Origin of the sequence: Modestobacter marinus (genome assembly GCF_011758655.1) — a bacterium.
GTDB classification, from domain to species: Bacteria; Actinomycetota; Actinomycetes; order Mycobacteriales; family Geodermatophilaceae; genus Modestobacter; species Modestobacter marinus.
The window spans coordinates 2,067,706-2,090,540 of the sequence record NZ_JAAMPA010000001.1; the positions used below are offsets into that span (position 1 = coordinate 2,067,706).

Annotated in this window: 18 protein-coding genes and 4 tRNA genes; 19 read left to right on the forward strand and 3 right to left on the reverse strand. The window is 71.5% G+C overall.

Going from position 1 to position 22,835, the window contains the following annotated elements; all coding sequences use genetic code 11:
- The first annotated feature begins 32 nt into the window (after positions 1–32).
- Positions 33–896: a zinc metalloprotease HtpX gene (htpX, locus tag FB380_RS09815; protein ID WP_166754899.1), complete on the forward strand. Its 864-nt coding sequence runs from the start codon at positions 33–35 to the stop codon at positions 894–896.
- Positions 897–933: 37 nt separating this feature from the next.
- Here the strand turns inward: htpX and FB380_RS09820 are convergent, their stop codons facing one another.
- Positions 934–1,425 (reverse strand): YajQ family cyclic di-GMP-binding protein, encoded by a 492-nt coding sequence (locus tag FB380_RS09820; RefSeq protein WP_166754900.1) that lies wholly within the window; start codon positions 1,423–1,425, stop codon positions 934–936.
- A gap of 90 nt (positions 1,426–1,515) precedes the next feature.
- On the opposite strand from FB380_RS09820, the gene FB380_RS09825 reads away from it, so the two are divergent.
- Positions 1,516–1,597, forward strand: a tRNA-Tyr gene (locus FB380_RS09825).
- 47 nt (positions 1,598–1,644) lie between these two features.
- Here the strand turns inward: FB380_RS09825 and FB380_RS09830 are convergent.
- Complete coding sequence (locus tag FB380_RS09830; RefSeq protein ID WP_166754901.1) at positions 1,645–2,082, reverse strand: pilus assembly protein TadG-related protein; 438 nt, start codon at positions 2,080–2,082, stop codon at positions 1,645–1,647.
- 165 nt (positions 2,083–2,247) lie between these two features.
- On the opposite strand from FB380_RS09830, the gene FB380_RS09835 reads away from it, so the two are divergent.
- From FB380_RS09835 to FB380_RS09870, 8 genes are all read left to right on the forward strand, one after another.
- Positions 2,248–2,529, forward strand: a complete 282-nt coding sequence (locus FB380_RS09835; RefSeq protein WP_166754902.1) for a hypothetical protein — start codon at positions 2,248–2,250, stop codon at positions 2,527–2,529.
- Positions 2,526–4,577: a hypothetical protein gene (locus FB380_RS09840; RefSeq protein ID WP_166754903.1), complete on the forward strand. Its 2,052-nt coding sequence runs from the start codon at positions 2,526–2,528 to the stop codon at positions 4,575–4,577. Before FB380_RS09835 ends, FB380_RS09840 begins: the two co-directional genes overlap by 4 nt.
- Positions 4,578–5,053: 476 nt before the next feature.
- A complete protein-coding gene (locus FB380_RS09845; protein WP_166754904.1) occupies positions 5,054–7,525 on the forward strand; it encodes a putative bifunctional diguanylate cyclase/phosphodiesterase in 2,472 nt (823 codons plus the stop codon).
- Between the two features lie 93 nt (positions 7,526–7,618).
- Positions 7,619–7,691: transfer RNA gene (locus tag FB380_RS09850), tRNA-Thr, on the forward strand.
- 57 nt (positions 7,692–7,748) lie between these two features.
- Positions 7,749–7,822: transfer RNA gene (locus tag FB380_RS09855), tRNA-Met, on the forward strand.
- 115 nt (positions 7,823–7,937) lie between these two features.
- Positions 7,938–8,102 carry a 50S ribosomal protein L33 gene (rpmG, locus tag FB380_RS09860; protein ID WP_014742879.1) on the forward strand — a complete coding sequence of 55 codons (165 nt, stop codon included), beginning with the start codon at positions 7,938–7,940 and terminating at the stop codon, positions 8,100–8,102.
- Between the two features lie 35 nt (positions 8,103–8,137).
- The gene (locus FB380_RS09865; protein WP_036334244.1) at positions 8,138–8,584 is read left to right on the forward strand and encodes a MaoC family dehydratase N-terminal domain-containing protein; all 447 of its coding nucleotides are present in this window, start codon (positions 8,138–8,140) and stop codon (positions 8,582–8,584) included.
- Positions 8,581–9,003: a MaoC family dehydratase gene (locus FB380_RS09870; protein WP_166754905.1), complete on the forward strand. Its 423-nt coding sequence runs from the start codon at positions 8,581–8,583 to the stop codon at positions 9,001–9,003. Before FB380_RS09865 ends, FB380_RS09870 begins: the two co-directional genes overlap by 4 nt.
- Positions 9,004–9,037: 34 nt before the next feature.
- Here the strand turns inward: FB380_RS09870 and FB380_RS09875 are convergent, their stop codons facing one another.
- On the reverse strand, positions 9,038–10,291 hold the full coding sequence (locus tag FB380_RS09875; protein WP_166754906.1) for a pyridoxal phosphate-dependent aminotransferase: 1,254 nt from the start codon (positions 10,289–10,291) through the stop codon (positions 9,038–9,040).
- A gap of 213 nt (positions 10,292–10,504) precedes the next feature.
- Here FB380_RS09875 and FB380_RS09880 point away from each other — a divergent pair.
- The 9 genes from FB380_RS09880 to FB380_RS09920 all read left to right on the forward strand — a co-directional run bounded on the left by FB380_RS09880 (position 10,505) and on the right by FB380_RS09920 (position 22,814).
- Positions 10,505–10,580: transfer RNA gene (locus FB380_RS09880), tRNA-Trp, on the forward strand.
- Between the two features lie 63 nt (positions 10,581–10,643).
- Positions 10,644–11,102 (forward strand): preprotein translocase subunit SecE, encoded by a 459-nt coding sequence (gene secE / locus FB380_RS25440; protein ID WP_188959504.1) that lies wholly within the window; start codon positions 10,644–10,646, stop codon positions 11,100–11,102.
- A gap of 43 nt (positions 11,103–11,145) precedes the next feature.
- Complete coding sequence (nusG, locus tag FB380_RS09890; RefSeq protein WP_166754907.1) at positions 11,146–12,042, forward strand: transcription termination/antitermination protein NusG; 897 nt, start codon at positions 11,146–11,148, stop codon at positions 12,040–12,042.
- A gap of 100 nt (positions 12,043–12,142) precedes the next feature.
- Complete coding sequence (rplK, locus tag FB380_RS09895; protein WP_166754908.1) at positions 12,143–12,571, forward strand: 50S ribosomal protein L11; 429 nt, start codon at positions 12,143–12,145, stop codon at positions 12,569–12,571.
- Between the two features lie 131 nt (positions 12,572–12,702).
- Positions 12,703–13,422: a 50S ribosomal protein L1 gene (rplA, locus tag FB380_RS09900; protein ID WP_166754909.1), complete on the forward strand. Its 720-nt coding sequence runs from the start codon at positions 12,703–12,705 to the stop codon at positions 13,420–13,422.
- 329 nt (positions 13,423–13,751) lie between these two features.
- A complete protein-coding gene (rplJ, locus tag FB380_RS09905; RefSeq protein ID WP_166754910.1) occupies positions 13,752–14,354 on the forward strand; it encodes a 50S ribosomal protein L10 in 603 nt (200 codons plus the stop codon).
- 17 nt (positions 14,355–14,371) lie between these two features.
- Entirely contained in the window at positions 14,372–14,761 is a 390-nt protein-coding gene (rplL, locus tag FB380_RS09910; protein ID WP_166754911.1) for a 50S ribosomal protein L7/L12, read from the forward strand.
- A 549-nt stretch (positions 14,762–15,310) separates the two neighbouring features.
- On the forward strand, positions 15,311–18,820 hold the full coding sequence (rpoB, locus tag FB380_RS09915; protein WP_208382811.1) for a DNA-directed RNA polymerase subunit beta: 3,510 nt from the start codon (positions 15,311–15,313) through the stop codon (positions 18,818–18,820).
- A gap of 94 nt (positions 18,821–18,914) precedes the next feature.
- The gene (locus tag FB380_RS09920; RefSeq protein WP_166754912.1) at positions 18,915–22,814 is read left to right on the forward strand and encodes a DNA-directed RNA polymerase subunit beta'; all 3,900 of its coding nucleotides are present in this window, start codon (positions 18,915–18,917) and stop codon (positions 22,812–22,814) included.
- The last annotated feature ends 21 nt before the right edge of the window (positions 22,815–22,835 follow it).

Genomic DNA, 22,835 nt, shown 5'->3' on the forward strand with positions numbered 1-22,835 from the left:
ACGGGGATCGGGCCGAAGGCGTTCTACCGCTCGTGCAACGCTGGAACAACGGTCTGAAGACCGCCGTGCTGCTCGGCCTGATGGCCGGCGCCATCTTGCTGGTCGGCAGCTTCTTCGGCCGCGGTGGGCTCTTCATCGCCCTGGTGGTCGCCCTCGGGGTCAACGGCTGGGCGTACTTCAACTCCGACAAGCTGGCGTTGCGGGCGATGCGAGCCTTCCCGGTCACCGAGACCCAGGCGCCGCAGCTGTACGCGATCGTGCGCGAGCTGGCCACCGAGGCCCGGCAGCCGATGCCCCGGCTCTACGTCAGCCCGACCAACCAGCCGAACGCCTTCGCCACCGGCCGCAACCCGCGCAACGCCGCGGTCTGCTGCACCCAGGGCATCCTCGAGCTGCTGGATCGCCGGGAGCTGCGCGGGGTGCTCGCCCACGAGCTCTCGCACGTCTACAACCGCGACATCCTGATCAGCTCGGTGGCCGGCGCCATGGCCACGGTGATCACCTACCTGGCGCACATGGCGATGTTCGCCTCGCTGTTCGGCGGCCGCTCCGAGGACCGGCAGGGCGGCGGGCTCGGCGGCCTGCTGCTGGTCTTCCTCGGCCCGGTCGCCGCCGGCCTGGTCCAGATGGCGGTCAGCCGCAGCCGGGAGTACCAGGCCGACGCCTCCGGCGCGCAGCTCAGCTCCGACCCGCTGGCGCTGGCCAGCGCGCTGTCCAAGCTCGAGCGCGGTGTGGCCGCCCGGCCGCTGCCGCAGGACGACCGGCTGGTGACCCAGAGCCACCTGATGATCGCCAACCCGTTCCGCGGCCAGGGCATGGCGTCGATGTTCGCCACCCACCCGCCGATGGCCGAGCGCATCGCCCGGCTGCAGCAGATGGCCCGCGAGCTGGGCTGACGGCCCCCACGCCGGGGCGCGGGGGCCGTGCCTCAGCTCAGCGGTAGTTGTCGAACTGCAGGGCGATCTCGAAGTCCTTGCTCTTCAGCAGCTGCTGCACCGCCTGCAGGTCGTCGCGCTTCTTGCCGCTGACCCGCAGCTGGTCGCCCTGGATCTGCGCCTGCACGCCCTTGGGGCCCTCGTCGCGGATGGCCTTGGCGATCTCCTTGGCCTTGTCCGAGGCGATGCCCTGCTGGATCCGGGCGGAGATCTTGTAGACCTTCCCCGAGGACTGCGGCTCGTCGGCGTCCAGCGCCTTCATCGAGATGCCCCGCTTGACCAGCTTCTCCTTGAACACCTCGAGCGCCGCGGCCACCCGCTCCTCGGTGTCGGCCTGCAGGGCCACCGCCTCCTCGCCGGCCCAGGCGATGGTGGCGTTCACGCCACGGAAGTCGAACCGCTGCGACAGCTCCTTGCCCGCCTGGTTCAGGGCGTTGTCGACCTCCTGCCGGTCGACCTTGCTCACCACGTCGAAGGACGCATCGGCCATGTCGGGTTCCTCCTCAGTGGGGACGACGCGCCGCCGGGGACCCGGCGAGGACGTCGTCCCCCGTCTTGTACGCTCTCCCGGTACCACCACGGCGGGTTGCCCGAGTGGCCAATGGGAGCGGACTGTAAATCCGTCGGCTTAGCCTACGAAGGTTCGAATCCTTCACCCGCCACGCCTGGTACGACGGCCCCCGACCACATGGTCGGGGGCCGTCCTCGTTCACGCGGTCGGCGCCCGGGCGCTGGCGACGGCGGTGCGCTCCAGGGGCTCGCCGGCCAGGAAGAGCCAGCCGAAGGCGATCGGGACCGACCGGCTGCACCGCACGGTCACCTCGGCCCCGTCGGTCACCGCCGACCACGAGTCCAGGACGACGCCGGCGTCACCGAGCTGGTCGGCCACGGCTGCCTCGGCCGCCGCACGGGTCAGCGGCAGCTCGGTGCCCACCCCGCGGGTGTAGACGGCGGCCTCGTCGACCTGGTTCGCCGCCGCCAGCGCCGCACCGTCGCAGAGCGACTGGACCTCCTGCTGCTCCAGGAAGGCGTCGGAGGCGGCGATCGCGCCGAACACCATCAGCGCCCCCACCAGCCAGCAGACCAGCACGAACGGCAGGGTCGACCCGGCCTCGGGGTCGCCGACGTCGGGCTGTCCGGTTCGCACGCGCGCAGCCTAGAGGCCGCCGCAACGGCTGCTCCGCCGTCGTCCACCACCTGTGGACACCGCCTGTGGACGGTGTGGACGACGGGGCCCGGCGCAGCCTGTACCGGCCCGGTCCCTGTGGATGACGGCCCGGGACGACGCCGCCGGGCCGACAGACTCCCCGGCATGGTGATCGAGGTGGTCCCGGACCGGCTGTACGCGCTGGCCGGGGTGCTGGACGCTGCGTCGGCCCGGGCGGCGCAGGTCGGTGCGCCGGCCGGCGGGGCGGGGGTGGGCGGGCCGCTCGGCCCGGTCGTGGCCGGGTTCGGCGAGACGGTGGCGGCCGCGGGTGTCTGTCTGGCCGGCGAGCTGGCCTGGCTGCGCAGCGCCGTGGCGACGGCTGCCGACTCGTGGCAGCAGCTGGACGGTGGGCTGCTGCCGGGGCGGGGCACGGCGGTCCGTCGATGAGCACGTTGCTCCCCACTCCGGTCGCGCTGCCCGACCCGCCGGGCTCACCGGCCGCCCTGGGCGACGTGCTCGCACAGCTGGCGTCGGCCGGCTTCGCGGCGGGGACGACGGTGCACCTGCTGAGCGCGACGGCCGTCGACACCGGCTGGCAGGGCGCCGACGCGGTGGCGGTGACCACCGAGGTCGCCACGGCGACGGCCGTGGCGGGGGAGCTGCACCGCGCGCTGACCACGGCGGCGGCCCGCCTCGCCGAGCACCGTGAGCTCTGGCTGGTCGTCCTGTCCCGGGTCGCCGCCCTCCGCGCCGACCAGCGTGACCAGTTCGCCCGCGTCGGGGCGCGGGTCGCCGTGCTGGAGGGGCCGGCGTGGGGCGGCGGTCTCCCCGGCTCCGGTCGCGACGAGGCCGCCACGTTGAGCGCCGCGGTCGCTGCCGACGACGTCGACCGGGCCGCCGAGCACCGGGCGCTGCTGGACGACCTGGCCGCCGACGCCGCGGCCGTCGCGGCGGTGCTCGCTGCGGTCACCGCGCCGCTGGGTGGCCGCACCCGCCCCGGAGGCGCTGCGCAGGTCACCGCCTGGCTCGCCGGGCGGCTGCCGGGGTGGGGCGACGGTGCGTTCGCCGCGCTGGGCCGGGAGGCGGCGGAGATCCTCCTCCGGCCGGGAACGGCCCAGCAGCTCGAGGCCGCAGCCGCCGGCTGGTCCGGTCACGCTGCCGGCCCCGCCTTCGCGGCCGCCGTGGTCGAGCGGCTCGGCGTCGACGGCCTCCGCTGGCTGCTCACCGTGCTGGGCGAGCGAGGTGCCGCCGTCCCGGCGCTGGCCGGCCTGCTGGCCGGAACGCTCAGCGCGGTGGCTGCCGGGAGCCCGGCCGACCGGACCCTGAGCGACCTGCGGCTGGCGCCGGCGGACCCCGACGGCGCGGTCGACGTGCTGGCGCTCGGGATGGGCGCGGTGCTGCGTGCCCTTCCCGGCCGGGCTGGGGTCGGTGGCTCCGCCCTGGCCGCGTCCTGGGGGCGCCAGTTCCTGGCCCGGGAGGCGGCGCGAGGGGCCGGCGCGGCGACCGTGGTCGGCCCCACGGCTCCCGACCCCGTGGCGGCGGCGTTGAGCGTGGTGCGCCGCGCCGGTGACCGGGTCGCTGCGGGGGAGCTGCTCGCGGACGCGGCTGCCTGGACGACGTTGCTGAGCCGGCCGTGGCCGGGCGGCACTGAGGACCTGGCTGCGGTCGTCACCCTCGCCGCGGCCGGCCCCGCTGCGGCGACGGCGGCCGGTGCGGCGCTGCGGTCGCTGGGCCGGGGGCTGGCCCCGGACTCCCCGAACCGGGTGTTGGTCGACCAGGGGACGTTCGCCCGGATCGGCGCGGAGGTGAGCGGACTGGTGGCCGGACAGACCGGCGTCCTGGTGTCGGTCCTCGAGGCGGCCGTGCGGGACGGCGGGACGGGCGGCGCCCTCGACGCATCGACCGACACCCAGCTGCGCGGACTGGCGCACCTGTTCGCCGAGGAGGCCCGGAGCGCGCCGGTGGTCATCGCGCTCCACGCCGCCGCACGGGCAGCCGGGGTGCCGGCTCCGAGGGGCGCGGAGCTCGTCGGTGCCACCGTGGCGGTGCAGGAGCACGGCCAGCGGCTCCGCTATGCGCTCGCCTACAGCCAGGAGCAGGAGGCGGTGGTCGACCGGCAGCTGCTCTGGACCATCGGCGTGGGGACACCCACCTCACTGGTCCACGGCCCTGCGGAGGACCTGGTCGAGGGGATCGTGGACAGTGCCGCGACCCTGGTCGGTGCCGACGGCGAGGTGCGGATGGGGCCCGACGACGGTCCGGTCCGCACGGCAGCGGACGCCGAGCGGGCCGCGGTCGAGCTGCTGACCCCCGCCGCGCCGGACACCGCCGCGGTCGAGGCCGCCGCGCGGGACGGGTTCGAGCAGGTCGCTGCCACGCTCGGCCGGCTGGACCCGCCGTCCCCGTCGCTGCTCGACCGGCTCGACGACCTGCCGCTCCCGGAACACGAGGACAGGCGCCGCCACCGGTGGGAACGGCTCAAAATCACTCGATAGGTGACTTTCAGTAGATCGACCAATGCAAGGAGTGACGACACAACGAAGATCATTAACCCAGTCGTGTTGCAGATTGCGCGTGTGGGTGACCCCATGCAGTCTCTTAGTTGCGGTCTGTGCCGGACGACGCTCTGCCCCCGCGTGGGCGGCTGCCGCGACATTCGAGCCCTTTCACGCCCTCAGGGAGACGTCATGTCCGCACGCACCGCTGTGACCGCCGACCGTTCCGCCATCGCCTCCGGCCGTAACTGGAAGTGGGGCCGTAACTGGAAGTGGGGCCGCTGACCCCAGGCTCGCGCCGACGGGGGCGCGGGGAACCCTGATCGCCCGCAGGAGTGAGTTCACGACACGGGACTGCCGTGCGCTGTTACCTTCGGCCTTCGCCGACCTCGACAGACAGGCTGCCCGTGGCCCAGTCCGCGGCCCCCGAGACCACGGGGGCCCCCCTGATCCGGCGGCCGTGGACGATCGCCCTCATGGCGAGCGCGGTCGCCGTCGCTGCTGCGCTGCCCGTGTTGCCGGCCGGCTGGCAGGACGCCCCGGTCGGGTTGGTGCTGGTCCTGCTGGCTGCCTTCCTGCTCACGGAGTCCGTGCAGTTCGACGTCGAGTTCCGGAAGCAGACGATCTCGCTGTCGCCGACGGAGATAGCTGTCGTCGTCGGGTTGCTCGAAGTAGGTGGTCTGTGGACGGCCGTCACTCGGGTGGCTGCCGTTGTGATCGTCGAGTCCTGGCAGCGGTACCCCGCCCCCAAGGTGCTGTTCAATGCGGCGCTGGCCGTGGCCGAGTTGAGCGCGGCGTTGGCCGTGCTGACCCTGTTGCCACCGTTGGACGTGACTGACCCGATCGCCTGGCTGTCCCTGATGATCGCCGTCCTGGTCACCGGGATCGTCAGCATGGTCGGCGTCGGCGCTGCTGTGTCGCTGACCGAGGGCTTCCCCGGCTGGTCCTTCTTCACGGCAGCCGTGCCCAACCTGGTGCTCGGGCCGGTCAGTGTGGTCATCGGGGTGATCGCCCTTCTGCTCACCCGCGAGACGTCCTGGACCTGGGCACTGACCATCCCCTTGCTCGTCGTCGTCGTCGTGGTCTTCCGCCAGTCCGCCCGCGCGGTGCGTGAACGGCGCACCGTCCAACGGGTCTACGACTTCGCCCGGCGGGTGGAGTTGGTGTCCGCCGACGAGTCCGGCACCCGGGAGATCGTCCAGGCCGTCCGTGAGCTGCTCAACGCCGATCGCGTCGCGCTGTGGTTGCCTCCGTACCTCGACGAGGGACCGCAACTGCTCGTCGACGCGGCCGACCGGGACGTGGCCTGGTACGACGGGCCCGGCGATCCGGACGACCTGGTCCGTGCTCGCGCCGTCGTGCCGGGCGCCGAGGGCCCGGTCTTCGTCTCCTACGGCCGGGCAGACGACGCCGAGCGGGCGGCGCTCCTCCGTCGTGGCGCACGCGAGGTGCTCGGCGCGCCCGTGACCACCGCGGCCGGTGAGCCGGGGTACCTCGAGGTCTGCGACCGGCAGGGCGACATCGTCTCCTTCGCAGACGGGGACCGCAGCGCACTCGAGTCGATGCTGACCCACGTCAACGCCGCCATCCGGCAGCAGCAGCTGCTCAGCCAGATCCGGCACGACGGCGATCACGACCGGCTGACCGGGTTGCCGAACCGGCAGCGGCTGGGCGGGGAGATCGACGCCCTGCTGATGGCCGAGCCGGCCACCGCCCGGGTCGGGCTCGTGCTGGCCGCCCTGGACGGGTACACCGACGTCACGGACACGCTCGGGCACGCGGCCAGCGACGAGCTCCTCCTCGTCACCGCCGGGCTGCTCCGCGAGCACGCGCCGCCCCAGGCCGTCGTCGCCCGGATGGAGGGCGGTCAGTTCGCCGTCCTGCTGCCCGGTCTGTCCCTGGCGGCCACCGAGCGGGCTGCCCGCCGGCTGCGGGAGGCCGCCTCCACCCGGGCCCGGGTCGCCGGGCTGGACCTGGAGGTCGCGCTGACCATCGGGGTGGCAGCGGCGCCGGTGCACGGCTCGGACTCCGGCACCCTGATCCAGCGGGCGGACGTGGCGCTGCTCGCGGCACAGGGCTCCGGGGGAGTGGCGACCTACCACCCCGTCCTGGACCAGCAGAGCCTGCGCCGCCTGCAGCTGGGCACGGAGCTCGAGGCCGCGATGGCCGACGGGCAGATCTCGGTGGTCTTCCAGCCGATCGTGGACACGCGCACCGCGGACATCGTCTCGGTCGAGACGCTCGTCCGCTGGGCGCACCCGCGCTACGGGGACATCTCACCGGACGACTTCATCAGCCTGGCCGAGCAGATCGGCCGGATCGGGCTGCTGACCGACCACGTGCTGGACCGTGCGCTGGACCGCTGCCGGCGGTGGCTGGACCAGGACATCGCGCTGTCGGTGGCGGTCAACCTCTCGGCGCACTGCCTCGCCGAGCCGGACATCGTCGAGCGCGTCCGCCGGGCGCTGCGCCGCCACGGCGTCCCGGGTGAGCTGCTGACCCTGGAGCTCACCGAGGGCAGCGTCGTCGACGACACGGTGCGCAACAGCACCGTGCTGGCCGACCTGCACGCCCTGGGCCTGCGGCTGTCCATGGACGACTTCGGCACCGGCTACTCCTCGCTGTCCCAGCTGAGGCTGCTGCCGATCGACGAGCTGAAGATCGACAAGTCCTTCGTGCTGGGCATGTCGACGAGCTCGAACGAGTCCTTCATCGCCCGGTCGATCGTCGAGCTGGCGCACAACCTCGGCCTGCGCGTGGTCGCCGAGGGGGTCGAGGACGAGATGACCCGGGACCTGCTGACCCAGATGGGCTGCGACAAGCTGCAGGGCTTCCTGGTCAGCCGCCCGCTGCCTGAGGATCGGCTCGAGGGTTGGCTGCTGGCGCGCACCGGGGTCCGCGCCGCCGCGCCGGGGGCCACGCACCGGCGGCTGTTCGTCCGCACCTGAGAGAGGGCCACCCGCCGCTCACCGGCTCGCGGCGGGCCCCTGCGAGGAGGCCGAAGAGCATCAGGTACAGTTCTCCACGGCTCTTCGGAGCAGGCCCCTTTAGCTCAGTCGGCAGAGCGTCTCCATGGTAAGGAGAAGGTCTACGGTTCGATTCCGTAAAGGGGCTCGTACGATCGAATGCCGACCACCGGTCCGGTCGGGAGACCGGGCCGTGCGGTCACCTGGCGGTGTAGCTCAGCCTGGTAGAGCAAGCGGCTCATAATCGCTGTGTCACCGGTTCAAGTCCGGTCACCGCTACCCCAGACGGACCCCGGGAACGGGGTCCGTCGTCGTGTTCGGCATCCGCCGGGCACGGGCACCACCTGAGAAGCGTCGAGGAACACTCGACCACCGACAAGGCGAGGATGCGCTCATGGCAGCCACCGACGTTCGTCCGAAGATCACCCTGGCCTGCCAGGAGTGCAAGAACCGCAACTACATCACCCGCAAGAACCGGCGGAACGACCCCGACCGGATCGAGCTGAAGAAGTACTGCCCCACCGACCGGAAGCACACGGTCCACCGCGAGACGCGCTGACCGCAGCGGTCGCGAGGCGAGAGAGGGCGGGGAGCATGGCGCTGGACGCGGGACTGGTCGGGCGCAGCTACCCGCCCTCTGCCGTCTACGAGGTCGGGCGCGAGAAGATCGCGGAGTTCGCCACGGCGCTGGCCGACCCCGACCCGGTCTACCGCGACCCCGCCGCGGCCCGCGCCGCCGGCCACCCCGACGTCATCGCCCCGCCGACGTTCGCCATCGTGCTGTCCCTGGGCGCGGGCAACGTCGTCGTCGAGGACCCGGAGGTCGGGCTCGACTACAGCCGGGTCGTCCACGGCGAGCAGCGGTTCACCCACCACCGCCCCATCCGGGCCGGTGACCGGCTGGTCGCCACCGCCACCATCGACGCGGTGAAGACGGTGGCCGGCAACGACATGCTCACCACCCGAGTCGACCTGGCCACCGAGGACGGCGAGCCGGTCTGCACGACCCGCTCGATGCTGGTCGCACGGGGCACGGCGTGAGCCCGCGACCGACCGACGTCGAGGTCGGCACCGAGCTGCCCGAACAGACCTCCCGGGTCACCCGTGCGGACCTGGTCCGCTACGCCGGCGCCTCGGGTGACCTGAACGTCATCCACTGGAACGAGCGGGTCGCCCGCGAGGTCGGCCTCCCCGGCGTGATCGCGCACGGGATGCTCACCGCGGGCCTCGCCGTCCGGGCGGTCACCGCCTGGGCCGGTGACCCGGGCGCCGTCGTCGACTACTCGGTGCGCTTCAGCCGGCCGGTGGTGGTCCCCGACGACGACCTCGGTGCCGAGCTGACCGTCCGGGGCCGGGTCGCCGCGCTCCTGGAGGACGGCCGCGTGCGCGTCGACCTCACCGTGACCAGTGGTGGCGAGAAGGTCCTGTCCCTGGCCCGCGCCGTCGTCGCGCTGGGCTGAACGGTCGCGCCGGGCTGAACGGCGTCCCGGTGCCTCAGCCGGCCGAGCCCAGCAGCTGCTGCATCCGGCGGACGCCCTCCACCAGTTCGTCGTCGCCGAGGGCGTAGGACAGCCGGAGGTACCCCGGGGTGCCGAAGGCCTCGCCCGGGACGACGGCGACCTGGGCCCGTTCCAGCAGCAGCTCGGCCAGCTCGGCACTGGTGGCGACCGTGCGGCCCGCGATCGGGCGTCCGAGCAGGGCGCCGACCGACGGGTAGACGTAGAAGGCGCCCTGCGGCTCGGGGCAGGCGATCCCGGGGATCTCCCGCAGCATCCGGACGACGGTGCGGCGGCGCCGGTCGAGGGTCGCCCGCAGCTCCGCGACGCCGGACTGGTCACCGCTCAGCGCGGCCACCGCGGCGGCCTGGGCGACGTTCGAGACGTGCCCGGTGGTGTGCGACTGCAGGGCCATCGCCCCGGCCACCACGTCGGCCGGCCCGAGCAGCCAGCCCACCCGCCAGCCGGTCATCGCGTACGCCTTGGCGACCCCGTTGACCACCACGCACCGCGGCTGGAGCTCGGGCACCAGGGCGGGCAGGGACGGCGCCGTCGCCCCGTCGTAGGTCAGTTGCTCGTAGATCTCGTCGGTGACCACCCAGAGGCCGGCCGCCAGCGCCCAGCGGCCGATCTCGGCCACCTCCTCGGGCGGGTGGACGGCGCCCGTCGGGTTGGCGGGGGAGCAGAACAGCAGCAGCCTCGTGCGCGGCGTGCGCGCCGCCTCCAACTGTCCGACGGAGACCAGGTAGCCGCTGGCCTCGTCGGCGACCACCGGGACGGGGACGCCGCCGGCCAGCCGGATCGCCTCCGGGTAGGTCGTCCAGTGCGGCGTCGGGAGCAGGACCTCGTCGCCGGGGTCGAGCAGCGCGGCGAGCGCCTGGGAGACCGCCTGCTTGCCCCCGGCGGTGACCAGGACGTCGGTCGGCTGGGCGCTCAGGCCCGAGTCGCGCAGCGTCTTCGCGACGATCGCCTCCCGCAGCTCGGGGAGGCCCCCGACCGGGGTGTAGCGGTGCATCGCCGGGTCCCGGGCCGCCCGCACGGCCGCCTCGACGACGTGGTCGGCGGTCGGGGAGTCCGGCTCGCCGGCGGCGAGGTTGACCACCGGCCGCCCAGCGGACTGCAGCGCCTTGGCGCGGGCGTCGGCGGCCATCGTCGAGGAGGGCGTGACGACGCCGACCCGCCGGGACACCCGCCGCGCCGCCGACGGAGCCGGACCGCCGGGGGCTGACCCGGTTGGGGGATCCGTCGGCATGACCCGATCGTGGCAGACGGACCGGGTCTCCCGACCGGCTCCGCGCACCCCAGGAGAGTGGTCCGACTCCCGTGTTGGCTGCTGGCCGGGCCGGTCCCGTACACTCGACGACCTGGGGCCTGTGGGACCCCGCCACCGGCGTGCCCCGGAGGCCCTCTTCGGGGGGTCACGTCGAGACTCGGGCCGCGCCGCGACGCGGACCCGGCGTCCCCTAGGGGTGTAGCTCAATTGGCAGAGCAGCGGTCTCCAAAACCGCAGGCTGCAGGTTCAAGTCCTGTCACCCCTGCCACGACCTGACGACCGACCGAGAAGAGCCGACCGAAGTGAGCCGGACCGACGTGAGCGAGGCGCTGTGAGCGAGAAGGACGGCGAGCCGAACGGCGAGCAGGTCGACGCCGAGCGGCTCGACGCGGAGACGCCGGGCGTGGACGACGCCGGTGCGCTCGAGGCCGCCGAGGCCGGTGTCGCCGACGAGGCCGAGACCGACGAGGACAAGGTCGTCGCGACCCCCACGCAGCGCCGGTCCCGCTCGTCGAGCCGTCCCGCCGGACGGACGCCGGACGCCGGTTCCAGCCCGACCCGCAGCCGCGCCGCCGCCGAGCGGGAACGCGCCGCCGAGCAGCGCAAGAAGCGGGACGTGGGGCGGTTCCTCCGCGAGGTCGTCGCCGAGCTGCGCAAGGTGATCTGGCCCGGTCGCAAGGAGCTCATCACCTACACGACGGTGGTGATCATCTTCGTGGCGGTCATGGTCGCGATCGTCGCCGGCCTGGACCTCCTCTTCGCCCAGGGCGTGCTCGCCGTCTTCGGCTGACCGCCCTCCGCGACTGCACCACACCCGACAAGGAAGAGACCCTGTGACTGACCCCCGCGAGCCCTTCGAGACCGACAGCGCCGTCGAGGGCACCGACCTCGACGACGCGCGTGCGGACGTGCGCGGCAGCGCAGACCTCGAGACGGGCGCCGGCGAGACCGGGTCCGCCGAGGGGTCGAGCGACACCGCAGACCAGGACACCGACACCGGTTCCGCCGACGCCGTCCCCGAGGTGGAGACCGCCGGCCGCGACACCCTGGCGTCCGACCCGATGGCCGAGCCCGCCCCCGACCACGACCCCGTGGTCGTCGAGGCCCTCGAGACCGCGGCCGCGGAGGACGAGGACCCGGCGGAGGCCCTGCGCTCCACGCTGCGTGGTCAGTTCGGCGACTGGTACGTGATCCACTCCTACGCGGGCTACGAGAACAAGGTGAAGACCAACCTCGAGTCCCGGATCACGTCGCTGGACATGGAGGACTACATCTTCCAGATCGAGGTGCCCACCGAGGAGGTCACCGAGATCAAGAACGGCAAGCGGACCCAGGTCAACCGCAAGAAGCTGCCGGGTTACCTGCTCGTCCGGATGGACCTCAACGACGAGTCCTGGGGCGCGGTCCGCAACACCCCGGGCGTCACCGGCTTCGTCGGGGCGACCTCGAAGCCCTCGCCGCTGAGCATCGACGAGGTCGTCAACCTGCTGGTCCCGGCGACCACCGCCAAGCCGGTCTCCACGGCCGAGGCGGCCCCCGCTGCCGGGCCCGCGCCGGAGGTCGAATTCGAGGTCGGCGAGTCCGTCACGGTCATGGACGGTCCGTTCGCGACCCTGCCGGCGACCATCAACGAGATCAACCCGGAGCAGCAGAAGCTCCAGGTGCTCGTCTCCATCTTCGGCCGCGAGACGCCGGTCGAGCTGTCGTTCACCCAGGTCACCAAGATCTGATCGAAGGAGCCCCTCGCCCCCCACGCTTCGCGAGCCCAGCGTGGGACCCTGCGAGGGGGCCGTTCCATCACGTCACCATCGTCAGTAGAAGGAAGTAGTCATGCCCCCCAGGAAGCGGTTGACCGCGGTCATCAAGCTCCAGATCAACGCCGGTGCGGCCACCCCCGCGCCGCCCGTGGGCCCCGCCCTCGGCCAGCACGGCGTGAACATCATGGAGTTCTGCAAGGCCTACAACGCGGCGACGGAGTCGCAGCGCGGCAGCGTCATCCCCGTCGAGATCTCGGTCTTCGAGGACCGGTCCTTCACCTTCATCACCAAGACGCCCCCGGCAGCGCGCATGCTGCTCAAGGCCGCCGGTGTGGAGAAGGGCTCGGGCGAGCCGCACAAGACCAAGGTCGCGACGGTCACCCGCGACCAGGTCCGCGAGATCGCGCAGACCAAGATGGCCGACCTGAACGCCAACGACCTCGAGCAGGCCGAGAAGATCATCGCCGGCACCGCCCGGTCGATGGGCATCACCGTCAAGTGACGCCGGGCGTCGCCGGCTGACGGCGGCGCTGCACCACCGGGTCCGTACCGGACCCGAACAGCAACTGTGGGAGGGCCTCGCCAGGCCCGCGCACCACGCGACCCCCGGTCCCGGGGGAGAGGAGAACCACCATGGCGAAGCACGGCAAGAACTACCGCAAGGTCGCCGAGCTGGTCGACGCGGACACGCTCTACAGCCCGCTGCAGGCCGCCGGTCTGGCCAAGCAGACCTCGACCACCAAGTACGACGCCACCGTCGAGGTCGCGATCCGGCTGGGCGTCGACCCGCGCAAGGCCGACCAGATGGTCCGCGGCACGGTGAACCTGCCGCACGGCACCGGCAAGACCGCTCGCGTCATCGTCTTCGCCACCGGCGACAAGGCAGCCGAGGCCGAGGCCGCCGGCGCCGACGTCGTGGGCTCCGACGACCTGATCGAGCAGATCCAGGGCGGCTTCCTGGACTTCGACGCCGCGATCGCCACCCCCGACCAGATGGCCAAGGTCGGTCGCATCGCCCGCATCCTCGGCCCCCGTGGCCTGATGCCGAACCCGAAGACGGGCACCGTGACCCCCGACGTCACCAAGGCCGTCAACGACATCAAGGGCGGGAAGATCAACTTCCGCGTCGACAAGCAGGCCAACCTGCACCTGGTGATCGGCAAGACCTCCTTCGACCAGGCCAAGCTGGTGGAGAACTACGCCGCCGCCCTCGACGAGGTGCTGCGGGCCAAGCCGTCGGCGGCCAAGGGCCGGTACCTGCGGAAGGTCACCGTCTCCACCACCATGGGCCCGGGCATCCCGGTCGACCCGAACCGCACCCGCAACCTCACCGTGGACGAGGCCTCCGCCTGATCGAGGCGACCCGTTCCCCCGAGGGCCCCGCAGCGTACGTCGCTGCGGGGCCCTCGTGCGTCCGGGCCCACAGCGGCGTGTACTCTTGCCGCTGTTCCCCCCATGACCGCTTGGTCGTCGCACGTCCGCGTGCGATCGAAGGTCCGGACATCCCGGACGGCCCGCGCAGGTGGACGGTTCGATCGAGACGTCGGAGCACGGGTCGCTGACCCGGAGCCACCGGCCTCCCTCGCCCCGTGCGCCCTGCGCCGGGGCGTTCCTCGTCTCCGGGCCCCGATCGTGTGCGAGCGCGCACCGGCCGGTGGTCGCCCGACAGCGAGAGGAGGCCCATGCCCACGCAGGCCAAGGACGCCGCGATCCAGGAGATCACCGAGCGGTTTCAGGCATCGAGCGCGGCCGTGCTCACCGAGTACCGCGGGCTGACCGTGGCGCAGCTGACCGAGCTGCGTCGTTCCCTCGGTGCGGGCAGCAGCTATGCCGTCGTCAAGAACACCCTGACGAAGCGTGCGGCGGACTCGGTCGGTTTCTCCGACCTGGGCCCGCTGCTCAACGGCCCCACCGCGATCGCCTTCATCGACGGCGACCCGGTCGAGGCCGCGAAGGCCATCCGCGACTTCGCGCGGGCCAACCCGTCGCTCATCGTCAAGGGTGGCGTGGTCGACGGCCGCACGGTCGACGCCTCCGAGGTCACCCGCCTCGCCGACGTCGAGCCGCGCGAGGTCCTGCTGGCCAAGCTGGCCGGCGCGATGAAGGGCAACCTCACCAAGGCCGCCGGGCTGTTCCAGGCCCCGCTGTCGCAGGTCGCCCGCCTGGCCGAGGCGCTCAAGGAGAAGAAGCCCGCCGAGGGTGCTCCTGCCGCCGACGCAGCTGCTGCTGACACCACCCCCGAGACCACCGACGCTGCCGCGGACACCGCGGCCAGCGACGCCTGACCCACCAAGGAGACACCATGGCCAAGCTTTCCACCGACGAGCTGCTCGACGCCTTCAAGGAGATGACCCTCCTGGAGCTGTCGGACTTCGTGAAGCAGTTCGAGGAGACCTTCGAGGTCACCGCCGCTGCCCCCGTCGCCGTCGCGGCCGCCGGCCCCGCCGGTGGTGGCGCTGCCCCCGAGGCCGCCGCCGAGCAGGACGAGTTCGACGTCGTCCTCGAGTCCGCCGGTGACAAGAAGATCCAGGTCATCAAGGAGGTGCGCGGCCTGACCTCGCTCGGCCTCAAGGAGGCCAAGGACCTGGTCGACAACGCGCCGAAGCCGGTCCTGGAGAAGGTCGCCAAGGACGCTGCGGAGAAGGCCAAGGCCGCCCTCGAGGGCGCCGGCGCCACCGTCACCGTCAAGTGACCCCCCGCCCGGCCGTCGCCTCGGCGGCGGCCGGGTAGCACCACCCTGCACCGACGACAGGGGCCGATCCACTCCGGTGGGTCGGCCCCTGTCGTGCGTCCTGGCCACTCCCGGGAGCGGTGCCCGTAGGGCCTCCGTTCACCCACAGGTCGCGGCGTGGCAGCCCCGCGGGGGCGGTGTCACTGGCATCATCAGCGGGGCACTCGTCCCGCTCACCCCCGATCCCGGGGCACCGGGCTCCTGCTGGAGCCCCCTGCTCCCCGGGCCGGGTGGGCGCCGGCCACCCCTCGCGGGTGGGTCCCCGACCGCTCCGGCGGTCCGACGTGGACACCGGCGCTGAGCAGGGGTAGGGTCTCCTGTTGCGCTGCCCTCTGACTGCCAGCCCGCCGAGACGGGTCACGAGGGGTGCCCGGGAACGGCTCCGGGTCGCTCCGTGTTGACCCTACCGACGGGGCAGGCATCCGCGGTCAGCCTCGCCGACAACGACGACGACCCAGGACGAACTGCACCCACCGCCCGCACGTCGTGAGGTCCTCGAAAGGACGCATCTTGGCAGGCTCTCGCCCCACCAGCATCACCCCCGGCACCACCGAGTCAGGCACCACCCAGACCACCGCGGTCGACGTCCAGCCCGGTCCCCGCACCGGCGGGACCGACCAGCAGAAGATCCCCGGCGCGCCGCTCCGCGTCTCGTTCGCCAAGATCCGTGAGCCCCTCGAGGTCCCGGACCTGCTCGCCCTGCAGACCGCCTCGTTCGACTGGCTGGTCGGCGCCCCGGAGTGGAAGGCCACCCTCGCCCCCGAGGACCAGGCCACCGCCATCGGCGGCCTCGCCGAGATCCTCGAGGAGATCTCGCCGATCGAGGACTTCAGCGGCTCGATGTCGCTGTCCTTCTCCAACCCGCGCTTCGAGGACGTCAAGGCGTCCCTCGAGGAGTGCAAGGACAAGGACATGACCTACGCGGCGCCGCTGTTCGTCACCGCCGAGTTCATGAACAACACCACTGGCGAGATCAAGAGCCAGACGGTGTTCATGGGCGACTTCCCGGTCATGACGAGCAAGGGCACCTTCGTCATCAACGGGACCGAGCGGGTCGTCGTCTCCCAGCTGGTCCGCAGCCCCGGCGTCTACTTCGACAAGAGCCTGGACAAGACGTCGGACAAGGACGTCTACAGCGCCAAGGTGATCCCCAGCCGTGGTGCGTGGCTGGAGTTCGACGTCGACAAGCGCGACACCGTCGGCGTCCGGATCGACCGCAAGCGCCGCCAGCCGGTCAGCGTCCTGCTCAAGGCCCTCGGCTGGACCGAGGACCGGATCCGCGAGCACTTCCAGTGGTCGCCCACCATGCTGGCCACCCTGGAGAAGGACCACCTCGCCGGCCAGGACGAGGCGCTGCTGGACATCTACCGCAAGCTGCGTCCGGGCGAGCCGCCGACGCGTGAGTCCGCGCAGGCGCTGCTGGAGAACCTCTTCTTCAACCCGAAGCGCTACGACCTGGCGAAGGTCGGCCGCTACAAGGTGAACAAGAAGCTCGGCGTCGACGTGCCCAAGAGCACCTCGACGCTGACCGAGGACGACATCGTCGCGACCATCGAGTACGTCGTGCGGCTGCACGCCGGCGAGCCCGACCACGGCGTCGACGACATCGACCACTTCGGCAACCGCCGCCTGCGCACCGTCGGCGAGCTGATCCAGAACCAGATCCGGGTCGGCCTCTCCCGCATGGAGCGCGTGGTCCGCGAGCGGATGACCACCCAGGACGTCGAGGCCATCACGCCGCAGACGCTGATCAACATCCGGCCGGTCGTCGCCTCCATCAAGGAATTCTTCGGCACCAGCCAGCTCTCGCAGTTCATGGACCAGACCAACCCGCTCGCGGGCCTGACCCACAAGCGCCGCCTGTCGGCGCTGGGTCCGGGTGGTCTGTCCCGTGAGCGCGCGGGCATGGAGGTCCGCGACGTGCACCCCAGCCACTACGGCCGGATGTGCCCGATCGAGACCCCTGAGGGCCCGAACATCGGCCTGATCGGCTCGCTGTCCTCCTTCGGCCGGGTCAACCCGTTCGGCTTCATCGAGACGCCGTACCGCAAGGTCGAGAACGGCATCGTCACCGACCAGATCGACTACCTCACCGCGGACGAGGAGGACCGGTTCGTCGTCGCCCAGGCCAACTCGCCGCTGGACGCCAACAACCGGTTCGCCGACGACCTGGTCCTGGTCCGCACCAAGGGCGGGGAGACCACCGACCTCGCCCCGGAGAACGTCGACTACATGGACGTCTCGCCGCGGCAGATGACCTCGGTCGCGACGGCGATGATCCCGTTCCTCGAGCACGACGACGCGAACCGCGCCCTGATGGGCGCGAACATGCAGCGTCAGGCCGTCCCGCTGCTGCGCAGCGAGGCGCCGCTGGTCGGCACCGGCATGGAGCTGCGTGCCGCCGTCGACGCCGGCGACGTCGTGGTGGCCGAGAAGGCCGGTGTGGTCGAGGACTCCACCGCCGACTACGTCACCGTGATGGCCGACGACGGGACCCGGCAGACCTACCGGCTGCTGAAGTTCCAGCGCTCGAACCAGGGCACCTCGATCAACCAGAGCCCGGTGGTCGAGGAGGGCCAGCGGGTCGAGGCCGGTCAGGTCGTCGCCGACGGTCCGTGCACCGACGAGGGCGAGATGGCGCTGGGCAAGAACCTGCTCGTCGCCTTCATGCCCTGGGAGGGCCACAACTACGAGGACGCGATCATCCTGTCGCAGCGCCTCGTGCAGGACGACGTCCTGTCCTCGATCCACATCGAGGAGTTCGAGGTCGACGCGCGGGACACCAAGCTCGGCGCCGAGGAGATCACCCGGGACATCCCGAACGTCTCCGAGGAGGTCCTCGCCGACCTCGACGAGCGCGGGATCATCCGGATCGGTGCCGAGGTCGTCCCCGGCGACATCCTCGTCGGCAAGGTCACGCCCAAGGGCGAGACCGAGCTGACCCCCGAGGAGCGGCTGCTGCGGGCGATCTTCGGTGAGAAGGCCCGCGAGGTCCGCGACACCAGCCTCAAGGTCAAGCACGGTGAGTCCGGCAAGGTCATCGGCGTCCGGGTCTTCTCCCGCGAGGACGGCGACGAGCTGCCCGCCGGCGTCAACGAGCTCATCCGGGTCTACGTGGCCCAGATGCGCAAGATCAGCGACGGCGACAAGCTGGCCGGCCGCCACGGCAACAAGGGCGTCATCTCCAAGATCCTCCCGCAGGAGGACATGCCGTTCCTCGAGGACGGCACGCCGGTCGACATCGTGCTCAACCCGCTGGGCGTGCCCGGCCGGATGAACGTCGGCCAGGTCCTGGAGACCCACCTCGGGTGGATCGCCAAGACCGGCTGGGAGGTCGAGGGCACGCCGGAGTGGGCGGCCAAGCTGCCGGGCGCTGCGCGCCAGGCCGCTCCGGGCACCCGGACCGCGACCCCGGTCTTCGACGGGGCCAAGGAGGAGGAGATCATCGGCCTGCTGGGCTCGACGATCCCGAACCGCGACGGCAACCGGATGGTCAAGGAGACCGGCAAGGCGCGGCTGTTCGACGGCCGCTCCGGGGAGCCCTTCCCCGAGCCGATCTCGGTGGGCTATGTCTACATCCTGAAGCTGCTGCACCTGGTCGACGACAAGATCCACGCCCGTTCGACCGGGCCGTACTCCATGATCACGCAGCAGCCGCTGGGTGGTAAGGCGCAGTTCGGTGGTCAGCGCTTCGGTGAGATGGAGTGCTGGGCGATGCAGGCCTACGGCGCCGCCTACGCGCTGCAGGAGCTCCTCACCATCAAGTCCGACGACATCCTCGGCCGCGTCAAGGTGTACGAGGCGATCGTCAAGGGCGAGAACATCCCGGAGCCGGGCATCCCGGAGTCCTTCAAGGTGTTGCTCAAGGAGCTCCAGTCGCTCTGCCTGAACGTGGAGGTCCTCTCCAGCGACGGCAACGCGATCGAGCTGCGTGACACCGACGACGAGGTCTTCCGGGCCGCGGAGGAGCTGGGCATCGACCTCAGCCGCCGCGAGCCGTCGTCCGTCGAAGACGTCTGATCGGCCGCCGGCCGGCCCTGACCGAGTCGGGGCCGGCCGGCACCACACCTTTCGAAAAGAAGCGAAGAACTAGCCCCGGAAAGGGGTACATCGAGTGCTCGACGTCAACTTCTTCGACGAACTGCGCATCGGTCTGGCCAGCGGAGACGACATCCGCCAGTGGTCACACGGCGAGGTGAAGAAGCCCGAGACCATCAACTACCGCACCCTCCGTCCGGAGAAGGACGGTCTGTTCTGCGAGAAGATCTTCGGTCCCACCCGGGACTGGGAGTGCTACTGCGGGAAGTACAAGCGGGTCCGCTTCAAGGGCATCATCTGCGAGCGCTGCGGCGTCGAGGTCACCCGCGCCAAGGTGCGTCGTGAGCGGATGGGCCACATCGAGCTGGCCGCGCCGGTCACCCACATCTGGTTCTTCAAGGGCGTCCCCTCGCGCCTGGGCTACCTGCTCGACCTGGCGCCCAAGGACCTCGAGAAGATCATCTACTTCGCCGCCTACATGATCACCTCGGTCGACGACGAGGCGCGTCACCGCGACCTGCCGACCGTCGAGGCCGAGATCAGCGCGGAGAAGTCCAACCTCGAGGGCCGCCGCGACGCCGACGTGGAGGCCCGCCAGCAGAAGCTGGAGGCCGACCTCGCCGAGCTCGAGGCCGAGGGTGCCAAGTCCGACGTGCGCCGCAAGGTGCGCGAGGGCGGCGAGCGCGAGATGCGCCAGCTGCGTGACCGGGCCCAGCGGGAGATCGACCGCCTCGACGAGGTGATGGACACCTTCCGCAAGCTCGAGGTCAAGCAGCTCATCGCCGACGAGGGCCTCTACCGCGAGCTGCGCGACCGCTTCGGTGAGTACTTCGAGGGCGGCATGGGCGCAGCGGCGCTGCAGAAGCTGCTCTCCGGCTTCGACCTCGACGCCGAGGCCGTCTCCCTGCGCGAGACCATCCGCAGCGGCAAGGGCCAGCGCAAGCTGCGGGCGCTCAAGCGGCTGAAGGTCGTCGCGGCTTTCCAGCAGACCCAGAACTCGCCCATGGGCATGGTGCTGGACTGCGTGCCGGTCATCCCGCCGGACCTGCGCCCGATGGTGCAGCTCGACGGTGGCCGCTTCGCCACCAGCGACATGAACGACCTGTACCGCCGGGTGATCAACCGGAACAACCGGCTCAAGCGACTGCTCGACCTGGGCGCGCCGGAGATCATCGTCAACAACGAGAAGCGGATGCTCCAGGAGTCCGTGGACGCGCTGTTCGACAACGGCCGCCGCGGCCGTCCGGTCACCGGTCCGGGCAACCGCCCGCTGAAGTCCCTGAGCGACCTGCTCAAGGGCAAGCAGGGCCGGTTCCGCCAGAACCTGCTGGGCAAGCGCGTCGACTACTCCGGCCGTTCGGTCATCGTCGTCGGCCCGCAGCTGAAGCTGCACCAGTGCGGCCTGCCCAAGCAGATGGCGCTGGAGCTGTTCAAGCCCTTCGTGATGAAGCGGCTGGTCGACCTCAACCACGCGCAGAACATCAAGTCCGCCAAGCGGATGGTGGAGCGCGCGCGGCCGGTCGTGTGGGACGTCCTGGAAGAGGTCATCACCGAGCACCCAGTGCTGCTGAACCGGGCGCCGACGCTGCACCGTCTGGGCATCCAGGCCTTCGAGCCCCAGCTGGTCGAGGGCAAGGCCATCCAGATCCACCCGCTGGTCTGCACCGCGTTCAACGCGGACTTCGACGGTGACCAGATGGCGGTGCACCTGCCGCTGTCGGCCGAGGCGCAGGCCGAGGCCCGCATCCTCATGCTGTCCAGCAACAACATCCTGAGCCCGGCCGACGGTCGCCCGATCACCGCGCCGACCCAGGACATGGTGCTGGGCCTCTACCACCTGACCTCCCTCTCCGGGTCGGTCGAGGTGCCCGAGGGTGAGCGGCCGAAGTCGTACTCGACGACGGCCGAGGCGGTCATGGCCTTCGACAAGGGCGCGCTGGGGCTGCAGGAGCGGGTCCTCATCCGCCTGGACGAGGTCTTCGGCGTCGACAGCGGCCCGAACGACCCGTGGGAGGCCCCCGAGGGCTGGGAGCCCGGTCAGCCGGCCGTCGTCTCCACCAGCCTCGGCCGGGTCCTCTTCAACGAGGCCCTGCCGGAGGACTACCGGTTCGTCAACTACCAGGTGCCGAAGAAGGCGCTGGGCGCGATCGTCAACGACCTCGCCGAGCGCTACCCCAAGGTGCAGGTGGCGGCGACGCTGGACGCCCTCAAGTCGGCCGGCTTCCGCTGGGCGACCCGCTCGGGCGTGACGATCGCCATCGACGACGTCGTCACCCCGCCGGTGAAGGCCGAGATCCTGGAGCGGCACGAGGACGAGGCCCGCAAGATCGAGCGCCAGTACGACCGCGGTGTCATCACCGACGCCGAGCGTCGTTCCGAGCTCATCGAGATCTGGACCCGGGCCCGCGCCGAGGTCAGCCAGGCCATGGTCGACAACTTCCCGACCACCAACCCGGTCTGGGTCATGGTCAACTCCGGCGCCCGCGGCAACATGATGCAGATCAGCCAGATCGCCGGCATGCGTGGCCTGGTGGCCAACCCGAAGGGCGAGATCATCCCGCGGCCGATCAAGGCCAACTTCCGGGAGGGTCTGTCCGTGCTGGAGTACTTCATCTCCACGCACGGTGCGCGCAAGGGCCTGGCCGACACGGCGCTGCGCACCGCCGACTCCGGGTACCTCACCCGCCGGCTGGTGGACGTCTCGCAGGACGTCATCATCCGCGAGGAGGACTGTGGCACCGAGCGCGGCGTCATCATGCCGATCGGCACCGTGGTGGACGGCGCGGTCATCCGCGACGCCCACGTGGAGACCAGCGTCTACGCCCGCGCACTGGCCGCTGACGTGGTCGCTGCCGACGGCACCCAGATCGCCCCGGCCGGGGCGGACCTGGGCGACGTGCTGATCGCCCAGCTCGTCGACGCCGGGGTCGCCGAGGTCAAGGTGCGCTGCGTGCTCACCTGCGAGTCCCTGCTGGGCACCTGCGCCACCTGCTACGGCCGGTCGCTGGCGTCGGGCAAGCTCGTGGACGTCGGCGAGGCGGTCGGCATCATCGCCGCCCAGTCGATCGGTGAGCCCGGTACGCAGCTGACGATGCGCACCTTCCACACCGGCGGTGTGGCCGGTGCCGACATCACCCACGGTCTGCCGCGTGTGGTCGAGCTCTTCGAGGCCCGTGTCCCCAAGGGCAAGGCCCCGATCGCCGAGCTGGCCGGCAACGTCCGGATCGAGGACGGCGACCAGTTCCGGAAGCTGACCATCACCCCGGACGACGGGTCCGACGAGGTCGTCTACGACAAGCTGTCGCGTCGCTCGCGGCTGCGGGTCGAGGACGGCGGGCACGTCGAGGTCGGCGAGCAGCTGACCGAGGGTGCGGTCGACCCGCACGAGGTGCTGCGGATCATGGGCCCGCGTGAGGTGCAGCTGCACCTGGTGCGCGAGGTCCAGGAGGTCTACCGCAGCCAGGGTGTGTCGATCCACGACAAGCACATCGAGGTGATCATCCGCCAGATGCTGAAGCGGGTGACCATCATCGACTCGGGCGCGACGGAGTTCCTGCCCGGTGCGCTGGTCGAGCGGACTCTGTTCGAGACGGAGAACCGCCGGGTGGTCGCCGAGGGTGGCGAGCCCGCCTCGGCCCGTCCGGTGCTGATGGGGATCACCAAGGCGTCGCTGGCGACGGAGTCGTGGCTGTCGGCCGCCTCCTTCCAGGAGACGACCAAGGTGCTCACCGACGCCGCGATCCAGGGCAAGAGCGACAGCCTGCTCGGCCTGAAGGAGAACGTGATCATCGGGAAGCTGATCCCGGCCGGTACCGGCATCAGCCGCTACCGGAACATCACGGTCGAGCCGACCGAGGAGGCGCGCGCCGCCGTCTACACCATGGCCGGCTACGACGACGGGCAGTACTACAGCCCCGACGTCTTCGGTCAGGGCACGGGCGAGGCCGTCCGGCTCGAGGAGTACGACTGGCGCTGATGCGCTGAGTGAGTGACAGAA